2 protein-coding genes are annotated in these 10,917 nt (G+C 74.4%); both read right to left on the reverse strand.

All coding sequences use genetic code 11. From position 1 onward, the window contains the following. On the reverse strand, positions 1-6,977 hold a 6,977-nt coding region (locus ABZ887_RS50550; RefSeq protein ID WP_361306405.1), incomplete at its 3' end, for an SDR family NAD(P)-dependent oxidoreductase. Between the two features lie 22 nt (positions 6,978-6,999). Then, the coding region (locus ABZ887_RS50555) for an SDR family NAD(P)-dependent oxidoreductase (protein WP_361306407.1) at positions 7,000-10,917 on the reverse strand (3,918 nt) is incomplete at its 5' end.

The following is a 10,917-nucleotide window of genomic DNA, read 5'->3' on the forward strand; positions in this document are numbered from 1 at the left end:
AGGCCGACGCCTTCGGAGAAGCCGGTTCCGTCGGCGGTCGCGGAGAACGCTTTGCATCGGCCGTCCGGGGCGAGGCCGCGCTGGCGGCTGAACTCCAGGAACGGGGTCGGCGCGGCCATCACGGTGACGCCGCCCGCGAGGGCCAGTTCGCATTCGCCGGACCGCAGCGCGTGCGCTGCCAGATGCATCGCGACGAGCGAGGACGAGCAGGCGGTGTCGATGGTGACGGCCGGACCTTCGAATCCGAAGGTGTACGAGATCCGGCCGGACGCGACGCTGTTGCTGATGCCCGTCGACAGGTAGCCCTGCACATCCTCGGGCGCCTCGTGCAGCAGATGCGCGCCGTAGTTGCTGGCCAGGACCCCGGTGTAGACGCCGACGGCCCGCGGCCGCAGCCGTTCGGGGTCGAGTCCCGCGCTCTCCAGGGTTTCCCACGCGGTTTCGAGGAGGAGCCGTTGCTGCGGGTCCATGGCGAGCGCCTCGCGCGGACTGATCCCGAAGAACGCCGGGTCGAAGTCCCCGGCGTCGTGCAGGAATCCGCCCTGGTCGGTGTAGCTGGAGTTCGGGCGGGACGGGTCGGGGTGGTAGAGGCCCGCAGGCCAGCCGCGGTCGGCGGGGAACGCGGTCAGCGCGTCGACCTCGCCCGCGACGAGGTTCCACAGGTCCTGCGGCGTCCGGACGTCGCCGGGGTAGCGGCAGCCCATCCCGACGATCGCGATCGGCTCGTCGTCGGCCGCAGCCGTCCTGACCGGCGCGGCCGGTGCGGCGGGCGCGGCGTCGGGGGCGAGCCGGGTGAGGAGGTGGGCGGCGAGCTCGGACGGGTTCGGATGGTCGAAGACCAGGGTCGGCGGCAGCCGCAGCCCGGTCGCGTTGGCGAGCCGGTTGCGGAGTTCTACGGCGGTGAGGGAGTCGAAGCCGAGGTCCTTGAAGGCCAGGCGGGGGGAGACGAGGTCCGGGTCCGGGTGGCCGAGGACGGCGGCGGCCTGCGCCAGGACGACCCCGAGGACCCGCTCCCGCCGCTGGTCGTCGTCGAGGGGCGCCAGCTCCGCGCCGAGACCGCCGCCGCCCGTGGGCGCGCCGGCCGCGGCCGTCCGGCGGCGGGCGGGTGCCAGGCCGCGCAGCAGCGGCGACGGGTGGTGCTCGGTGGTCGCGGCGGTGATCGGCGCGGCGACGACCTGCGGTTCGCCGAGCCGGAGCGCGGCGTCCAGGAGGGCCAGGCCGTGGTCGTCGGAGAGCGGGTTCACGCCGGAGCGGCGCAGTCGCGCCCACTCCGCCTCCGACAGCGCGCCCGTCATTCCGCTGGCCCGCTCCCAGAGTCCCCACGCGATCGAGACGGCGGGGAGGCCTTGGGCGTGGCGGTGGTGGGCGAGGGCGTCGAGGTAGGTGTTGGCGGCGGCGTAGTTGGCCTGTCCGGGGTTGCCGAGGGTGCCGGCTGCCGAGGAGAAGAGGACGAACGTGTTCAGGCCGAGGTTCTTGGTCTGTTGATGCAGGTTCCAGGCGGCGTCCGCCTTCGGGCGCAGGACCGCGTCGAGATGGTCGGCGGTCTGCGCCTCCACGGGTGCGTCCCGCAGCACGCCGGCCGCGTGCACGACCCCGGTGAGGGGGTGTTCGGCGGGGATGGTGGCGAGGAGTGCGGCGAGTGCGTCGGGGTCGGCGGTGTCGCAGGCGGTGATCGTCACGCTTGCGCCGAGTTCTTCCAGGCGGGACTTGAGGTCGTCCGCGCCGGGAGCGTGCGGGCCGCGCCTGCTGACGAGCAGCAGCCGCCGCACCCCGTGCCCGGACACCAGCCGCTCCGCGACGAGCGCGCCGAGCGTCCCGGTGCCGCCGGTGATCAGGACGGTCCGGTGCGCGGGCGGCGGATCCAGCGTGAGGGTGACCTTCCCGATGTGGGTGGCCCGCGTGAGAACCCGGATGGCGGCATGGGCGTGCGTGATCGGATGGGAGGTGCACGGCAGCGGGACGAGCGCCCCGGACGCGAGATGCCCGCGGACGGCCTCGGTGAGGACGCCGAGGTGGTCGGGGCCCGTGCTGATCAGGTCGAAGGCCTGGTAGTCGATGCCGGGGTGGTCGGTCAGCTCCTCGGGTGTCCGGATGTCGGTCTTGCCCATCTCGATGAAGTGCCCGCCCGGCTTGAGCAGCCGCAGCCCGAGGTCGACGTGCTCCCCGGCGAGGCTGTTCAGCACGATGTCGAAGCCACCGGGGGCCGTCCGCCGGAAATGGTCCTCATAATCGGCGACGCGGCTGTTGGCGATGTGCTCGTCGTCGAGGCCGTGCGAGCGCAGGACGTGGTGCTTGGCCGGACTCGCCGTCGCGTACACCTCGGCCTCGAACAGCCGGGCGATCTGGAGGGCGGCCTGCCCGACGCCGCCGGTCGCGGCGTGGATGAGGACCTTCTGGCCCTTCCTGAGGCCGCCGAGGACGACCAGCCCGTGCCAGGCGGTGAGGAACGCGACCGGGATCGTCGCGGCCTGCGGCCACGTCCACGCGTCGGGGATCTTCATGACGAGCCGGTGGTCGGTGGTGGCGACCGGGCCGATGCCGCCATGGGTGAACAGGCCCGTCACCCGGTCGCCCGGCTGGAACCCGGTGACGTCCGCGCCGACGCCTATGACCTCGCCCGCCTCCTCGCCGCCGATCGGCGAGTCGGTGGCGACCATGCCGAGCGAGACGAGGACGTCCCGGAAGTTCAGGCCGGCCGCGCGGGTGCTGATCCGGATCTCGTGCGGCTCCAGCGGACGGTCGTGCAGGTCGGTCGGCGCGAGCACGACGTCCTCGAGGGTGCCCGTCCGGGTGATCTTCTCCAGCTGCCAGCCGTCGTGGTCCGGCGGGATCAGGAACTCCTTGCGGCTGTCGACCAGCGAGGGCCGGTGCAGGACACCGCCGCGCAACAGGAGCTGAGGCTCGTCCAGGGACCGCCCCGTGGCGACCGCCCGCAGGAGCGCGGCCGGGGCGTCGGTGTCGGCGTCGAGGAGCCGGAAGCGGCCCGGATGCTCGCTCTGCGCCCCGCGCACCAGCCCCCACACCGCCGCCGCCGTGAGCGACGGACTCCGGTCGTCGTGGGCCTCGCGGGTCACGAACGTCAGGGTGCCGCCGTCCGCGTCGAGCCAGCCCTGGACCAGGGCGAGCGCCGCCCGCGTCGCAGAGGCGACCGCCTCGGGGCAGCCGCAGACCCCGTGCGCGCAGGAGGACGCCGTCAGCGACGGCAGCGCGATCGCCTCGCCGGGGGCCCCGATGAGCTCCGCGAGCCCGCCGCACGCCGCGCCCTCGGCGGGGGACCCGAGCAGTACGGGCTCGCCATCGACGCGGGTGGGGGCGGTGTCGGGCAGGGCGTGCCAGACCGGATGGAACAGGTCGTGCGCGGCCGGACCGGCCGGGACCGACAGGCCCGCGCCGAGGGGGCGCAGGGTCAGTTCGTCGACGGTCAGCACCGGGAGGCCCTGCGGGTCGGCGGCATACAGCGCCACCGCGCCGTCTCGCAGTCGGGTCACCGCGACCCGCAGGGTGTCGGCGCCGGTCGCGTGCAGGCGCACCCCGCTCCAGGAGAACGGAAGGCTGACGCCGTCGGGCTCCGCGCCGTCGGGCGTCCGGTCGTCCCGGTCGGCTATGAGGGCGTGCAGGGCGGCGTCGAGCAGCGCCGGGTGGAGGCCGTACCCACCGGTGGCGGCGGCCTCGCCGAGGCCGACCTCCGCGTGGAGGACGTCGCCGTCGCGGCGCAGGCCGCGTAGACCGCGGAAGGACAGCCCGTAGCCGTAGCCGTCCTCGGCGATCCGGTCGTACAGCCCCGAGACGTCGACGGGCGTGCCGCCGGGCGGAGGGCCCGCCGGGACCGCGGCCGACACCTCCGGTGTCAGGGTCCCGGTCGCGTTGACCGTCCACGCGGCCTGGTCGCCGTGCGGTCGGGAGTGCACGGCGAACGACCGGCGTCCGCCGTCTCCGGCGGCGCTGACCGTGACGTGCAGATCCTGTGGCCCGGCGGACAGCACGAGCGGAGCCTGCAACGTCAGCTCCTCGACGGTCTCGCAACCCCAGCGGTGCCCTGCGTGCAGGGCGAGCTCGACGAACGCCGTGCCCGGCAGCAGAACCGTCCCGTTCACCGTGTGGTCGGCGAGCCATGGCTCGGTGTCGAGCGCGAGACGCGCGGTGCACGCGATCGTCCCGTCGGGATGCTCGACGACCGCGCCGAGCAGCGGATGCTCCGGCGCCGCCAGCCCGAGCCCGGTCGCCTTCGTGACGGGCGCGGCCCCGTCGAGCCAGAACCGGCGGCCCTGGAACGGGTAGGACGGCACCCGCTCCTGCGAGGCGGGGGCGTGCCAGTCCGTGCCGGGCGCGTCGGCGTGCACGTGGTAGGAGGCCAGCGACGTCAGGAACCGGCCGAGGCCGCCCTGGTCGCGGCGGAGCGTCGGATGCGCCGACCCGGCCGTCCCGCCGCCGTGCAGCAGGTCGAGGATCGCGGGGACGAGCACCGGGTGCGGGCTCACTTCCACGAACTCCGTGTGCTGCGGGACGAGCGTGGCGAGCACCGGGTGGAACAGCACCGGGGCGGCCAGGTTGTCGTACCAGTAGCCGGCGCCGAGCAGCCCGGTGTCCTCGACGAGCCCGCCGGTGAGCGTCGAGTGGAACGGGATCGCCGCCGGGCCGGTCGCGACCGTGCCGAGGTCGGCCAGGAGCCGGTCGCGCAGCCCCCGCACGAGCGGGGTGTGCGAGGCGTAGTCGACCGGGATCATCCGGGCGTCGAGGCCGGTGGCCGCGGCGTGGGCGGTCAGCGCCTCGGCCGCCTTGGTGGCGCCCGCGACGATCGTGTGGTTCGGCCCGTTGAACGCCGCCACCCGCAGCTCGCCGGTGAGGCCGAGGTCGCCGATGAGTGTCTCGGCGGCGGTGGCGTCCAGCGGCACCGACACCATCCGGCCGGTTCCGGCGAGGTCCAGCAGCGCCCGCGACCGGACGCTGACGACCCGTGCGGCGTCGTCCAAGCTGAGCGCGCCCGCGATGTGAGCGGCGGCGATCTCGCCCTGGCTGTGGCCGACGACCGCGTCGGGACTGACGCCGTGGTGCTGCCAGAGCCTGGTCAGCGCCACCATCATCGCGAACAGCGCGGGCTGCACCACGTCGGTTCCGGCGGGCAGCTCGGGCCGGGACAGGACGTCCCTGAGGTTCCAGCCGGTGTGGGGTTCGAGCGCCTGCGCGCAGTCGTCCAGAGCGCGGGCGAACACCGGCGACTCGGCGGCGAGCAGCGTGCCCATGCCGGCCCACTGGGAACCCTGGCCGGGGAAGACGAACACGGTCCCGCCCGAGGTGGGAGGCGCGTCGCCGACGACCAGCGACGGATGGGGCGACCCGCCGGCGAGCGCGTCGAGGGCCGCGGCGGTCCCGGCGCGGTCGTCCGGCGGGGTGACGACGACCGCCCGGTGGCCGAGCAGTGCCCGTCCGGCGAGCGGCGCGGCCAGGGCGGCGGGCTCCAGCTCCGGACGCGCGTCGAGGTGCTCCCCGAGCCGCCGGGCGGTCTCGCGCAGCGCCTCGGGGTCCTTCGCCGACAGCGGCAGCGCGACGGCGGGCGTGTCCGGCGCGGGGGCCGGGGCCTCGGCGTCGTCGGGTTCTGGCGCCTGCTCCAGGATGAGGTGGGCGTTGGTGCCGCTGATCCCGAACGACGACACCGCCGCGCGGCGCGGCCGTCCCGTCTCGGGCCACGGCGTGGTCTCGGTCAGCAGCGTCACATGCCCGGCGGACCAGTCGACGTGCGGCGAGGGCTCGTCCACGTGCAGCGACTTCGGCAGCGCGCCGTGCCGGATTGCCTGCACCGTCTTGATCACACCGGCGACGCCGGCGGCGGCCTGGCTGTGCCCGATGTTCGACTTGATCGACCCCAGCCGCAGCGGCAGCGCGGCGGTGTGGTGCCGTCCGTAGGTGTCGAGCAGCGCCTGCGCCTCGATCGGGTCGCCCAGCCGGGTGCCGGTGCCGTGCGCCTCGACGGCGTCGACCTCGTCGGCCGACAGCCGCGCGTTGGCCAGGGCTTGCTCGATGACCCGCTGCTGCGACGGCCCGTTGGGGGCGGCGAGCCCGTTGCTGGCTCCGTCCTGGTTGACCGACGAGCCCTTGATGACCGCGAGGATCCGGTGGCCGTTGCGCTGGGCGTCCGACAGCTTCTCCAGCAGGACGAGGCCGACGCCCTCGCCCCAGCCGGTGCCGTCGGCGGCGGCCGCGAACGGCTTGCAGCGCCCGTCGGCGGACAGGCCCCGCTGACGGCTGAAGTCCACGAACGGCGTGGGCGCCGCCATGACCGTCACACCGCCGGCCAGTGCCATGGAGCACTCGCCGGACCGCAGCGCGTGCGCCGCCAGATGCATCGCGACGAGCGAGGACGAGCAGGCGGTGTCGATGGTGACGGCCGGACCCTGGAAGCCGAAGCTGTAGGAGATCCGGCCGGACGCGACGCTGTTGCTGATGCCCGTCGACAGGTAGCCCTGGATCTCCTCGGGCGTCTCGATCAGCAGGTGCGAGCCGTAGTTGCTCGACAGGACGCCCGCGAACACCCCGATGCCGTGTCCCCGCAGCCCGGACGGGTCGAGCCCGGCGTCCTCGAACGTCTCCCACGTGGTTTCGAGGAGGAGCCGCTGCTGCGGGTCCATGGCGAGCGCCTCACGCGGGCTGATCCCGAAGAACGCCGCGTCGAAGGTGTCGGCGTCGTGCAGGAACCCGCCGTGCCGGGTGTAGCTGGTGCCGGCCCGGTCGGGGTCGGGGTCGTACAGGTCGGCGGGCCAGCCCCGGTTGACGGGGAAGTCCGAGATGCCGTCCCGGCCCTCGGCGACCAGGTCCCACAGGTCGTCGGGGGAGCGGACTCCGCCCGGGTACCGGCACGCCATCCCGACGATCGCGATCGGCTCGAACCGCTCCGACTCCACCTCGTGAACGCGCTGCCTGGACCTGCGCAGGTCGGCCGTGACGCGCTTCAGATAGTCCCTGAGCTTCTCTTCGTTGGACATCTGGGTTCCTCACGTGAAGGGGTCAGGAGATTCCGAGCTCGTGGTCGATGACGCTGAAGATCTCGTCGTCCGTCGCGGCGGACAGGTCGTCGCCGTCGGCGTCCGTCCGCGCTCCGGCCCACCGGGCCAGCAGGGCCTCCAGCCGGGCGGTGACCGCGGAACGGGCCTTGTCGTCGGCGGGCACCTCGGCGAGGGCCGTCTCCAGGGCGTCCAGTTCGGTGAGGATCGCGGGCACCGGTTCGGCCGCCGCGGGTGCGAGCCGGCCGAGCAGCCACGCGGCGAGCTCGGCGGGGCTGGGCTGGTCGAAGATCAGGGTCGGCGGCAGCCGCAGCCCGGTCGCGTTGGCGAGCCGGTTGCGGAGTTCGACGGCGGTGAGGGAGTCGAAGCCGAGGTTCTTGAACGGCTGGTCCGCGACGATCGTGTGCGCGGCGGGATGCCCGAGGACGGCGGCGGCCTGCGCCTGTACGAGGGTGAGCATCCGCCGGCGCTGCTGATCGGCGGTCAGTCCCGCCAGGGTCGAGGCGAGGTCGCCGCCCGTGCCGGGACCGTCGGTGCCGCGGGTGGCGGCCGTCCTGCGGGATCGCGGGGCGAGGTCGCGCAGCAGCGGCGACGGGTGCGTGTCCGCCGCGGGGGTGATCGGCAGGGCGACGACATGCGGTTCGTCGAGCCGGAGCGCGGCGTCGAACAGGGCGAGCCCGTGGTCGTCGGTGAGTGGGACGAGCCCGGATCGGCGGAGCCTGGCGAGGTCGGTGTCGGAGAGCGCGCCGGTCATTGCGCTGGCCCGCTCCCAGAGTCCCCACGCGATCGAGACGGCGGGGAGGCCTTGGGCGTGGCGGTGGTGGGCGAGGGCGTCGAGGTAGGTGTTGGCGGCGGCGTAGTTGGCCTGTCCGGGGTTGCCGAGGGTGCCGGCTGCCGAGGAGAAGAGGACGAACGTGTTCAGGCCGAGGTTCTTGGTCTGTTGATGCAGGTTCCAGGCGGCGTCCGCCTTCGGGCCGAACACCGCAGCGAGGTGCTCCGGGCTCTGCCCGTGGAGCGGTGCGTCCCGCAGCACGCCGGCCGCGTGCACGACCCCGGTGAGGGGGTGTTCGGCGGGGATGGTGGCGAGGAGTGCGGCGAGTGCGTCGGGGTCGGCGGTGTCGCAGGCGGTGATCGTCACGCTTGCGCCGAGTTCTTCCAGGCGGGACTTGAGGTCGTCCGCGCCGGGAGCGTGCGGGCCGCGCCTGCTGACGAGCAGGAGATGCTCGGCCCCCCGCTCGGCGAGATGCTCCGCGACGAGCGCGCCGAGCGTCCCGGTGCCGCCGGTGATCAGGACGGTCCGGTGTACGGGCGGCGGATCCAGCGTGAGGGTGACCTTCCCGGTGTGGGTGGCGTGGGCGAGGGTGCGGATGGCGGTGCGGGCGTGCGCGATCGGGTGGGACGTGTGCGGGAGCGGCGTGAGGTCCCCGGCGGCGAGATGGCCGTGCACGATCCGGTTGAGGCCCTCGATGTGCTCGGGACCAGTGGTGACCAGGTCGAACGCCTGGTAGTCGACGCCGGGGTGGTCGGTCAGCTCCTCGGGCGTCCGGATGTCGGTCTTGCCCATCTCGATGAAGCGGCCGTCCGGCTTGAGCAGCCGGAGGCTCGCGTCGATGTGCTCGCCCGCCAGGCTGTTGAGGACGATGTCGACGCCGTGCGGGGCGGTCTTCCTGAAGTGGTGCTCGTAGTCGGTGGTGCGACTGTTGGCGATGTGGCCGTGATCGAGGCCGTGGCCGTGCAGGACGGGCCACTTGCGGGGGCTGGCCGTCGCGTACACCTCGGCCTCGAACAGCCGGGCGATCTGGAGGGCGGCCTGCCCGACGCCGCCGGTCGCGGCGTGGATGAGGACCTTCTGGCCCTTCCTGAGGCCGCCGAGGACGACCAATCCGTGCCAGGCGGTCAGGAACGCGACGGGAATGGTCGCGGCCTCGGCCCAGGTCCAGACGTCGGGGACCTTCATGACGAGCCGGTGGTCGGTGGTGGCGACCGGGCCGATGCCGCCACGCGAGAACAGCCCCGTCACCCGGTCGCCCGGACGGAGCGTCGTCACGTTCGAGCCGACCGCGATGACCTCACCGGCCTCCTCGCCGCCGATCGGGGCCAGCGCCTTCACCATGCCGAGCGAGACCAGGACGTCACGGAAGTTCAGACCGGCCGCACGGGTGCTGATCCGGACCTCGTCCGGCCCCAGCGGGCCGTCGTGCAGATCGGTCGGTGCCAGGACGATGTCGTCGAGCGACCCCGTCCGGCTCGTCGACATCAGCTGCCAGCCCGTGTCCGACGGCGGCACCAGGAACGACTCGCGGCCGTCGGCCAGCCGCGGCCGGAACAGCGTCCCGGCCCGCACCGCCAGCTGCGGCTCGTCCAGCGCCTCGGCAGCCGCGACCGCCCGCAGCAGCGGGCCCGGCTCCGGCGACGCGACGTCCACCAGCCGGAAACGGCCGGGGTGCTCGCTCTGCGCACTGCGGACCAGGCCCCACAGCGCCGCCTGCGCCGGGGACGGGGCCTCCCCGTCGTCCGGGAGGGCCTGCGCGAGGAGCGTGACGACGGTCAGGACCGAACCGGCGAACCGGTCGTCGGCCACCCAGTCGCGCAGCAGCCCCAGCATGGTTCCGGCCGCCGCGGTCGCCGAGGCGGGGCAGTCGCAGCCGCCGGACGCGTGCGGGCAGGCCGCCGTCACCGGCAGCGCGACGACCTCCGATGGCGGGACGTCGTCGCCGAGCGCCGCCGACCAGGCCGCGAAGTCCGCGTGAAAGGGGACGTCGGCGTCGTCCGGCGGGGAGCCGAGGAAGACCGCGTCCGCCGGGCTCAGCCGGTCCGGCTCCTCGACCGGGATCCACACCGGGTGCAACAGGTCGGGCACACCGGACTTCGCAGGGGCCGCCGCGGTGAGATCACCGGTCAGCGGACGGACGACCAGCTCCTCGACCGTCAGGACGGGACGGCCCGCCGGGTCGGTCGCGTGGAGGGCGACCGCGTCGGGGCGGAGCGGCGTCAAGGTGACCTGGAGGGTGTCGGCGCCGGTCGCGTGCAGCCGGACGCCGCGCCAGGAGAACGGCAGACCGGTGCCCTGCTCGCCGAGGCCGTCGACGGCGAGGGCGTGCAGCGCCGCGTCGAGCAGGGCCGGGTGGAGACCGTGGCCGTCGACGGGTGTCGTCGCGTCCAGCCGGACCTCGGCGCGGAGCGCGTCACCGGCCCGGCGCAGGCCGCGCAGGTTGCGGAACGCGGGGCCGTAGCCGTAGCCGTCGCTCTCCAGGCGTTCGTACAGGCCGGACAGGTCGGCCGGCTCGCCGTCCGCGACGTCCGGGACCGGTATCGCGGGGAGTTCGGGGGCGAGGATCCCGGTCGCGTGCGTCACCCAGCCGGACGGGTCGTCGGCGGGCCGCGAGTGGACGGCGAACGGGCGGCGGCCGGCGTCACCGGCCGGTTCGGCCACGATGTGGAGGACGCGCGGGGCCGACAGCGTCAGCGGTGCCTGGAGGATCAGCTCGTCGACGTCCGGGCAGCCGGTGGCCTCCCCGGCGTGCAGGGCCAGGTCGAGGAGAGCCGTGCCGGGCAGCAGCGGCATGCCGTGGACGGCGTGGTCGGCCAGCCACGGACGGGATGTGAGACCGATCCGGCCGGTCGCCTGCCAGCCACCGTCCGGGAGCGCGGACTCGGCCGCGAGCAGCGGATGCCCGGCCGGGACGAGGCCGAGCCCGGCGGCGTCACCGGCGGGGGCCTCCAGCCAGAACCGGGTCCGCTGGAACGGGTAGGCGGGCGGCGGGTCCAGCAGCGGGGAGGGGGCGAGCCGCCAGGAGACCTTGGCGTGGGTGCCGGTGTGGGCGTGTGCGAGCGCGGTCAGGAACGCGGTGGCGTCGTCCTTGCGATGATCGAGGACGGCGTGCGCCACCACTCCGTCCAGGCTCTGCTGGGTCAGGGTGGT

Origin of the sequence: Streptomyces sp. NPDC047061, assembly GCF_040643955.1 — a bacterium.
Classification (GTDB): Bacteria; Actinomycetota; Actinomycetes; order Streptomycetales; family Streptomycetaceae; genus Streptomyces.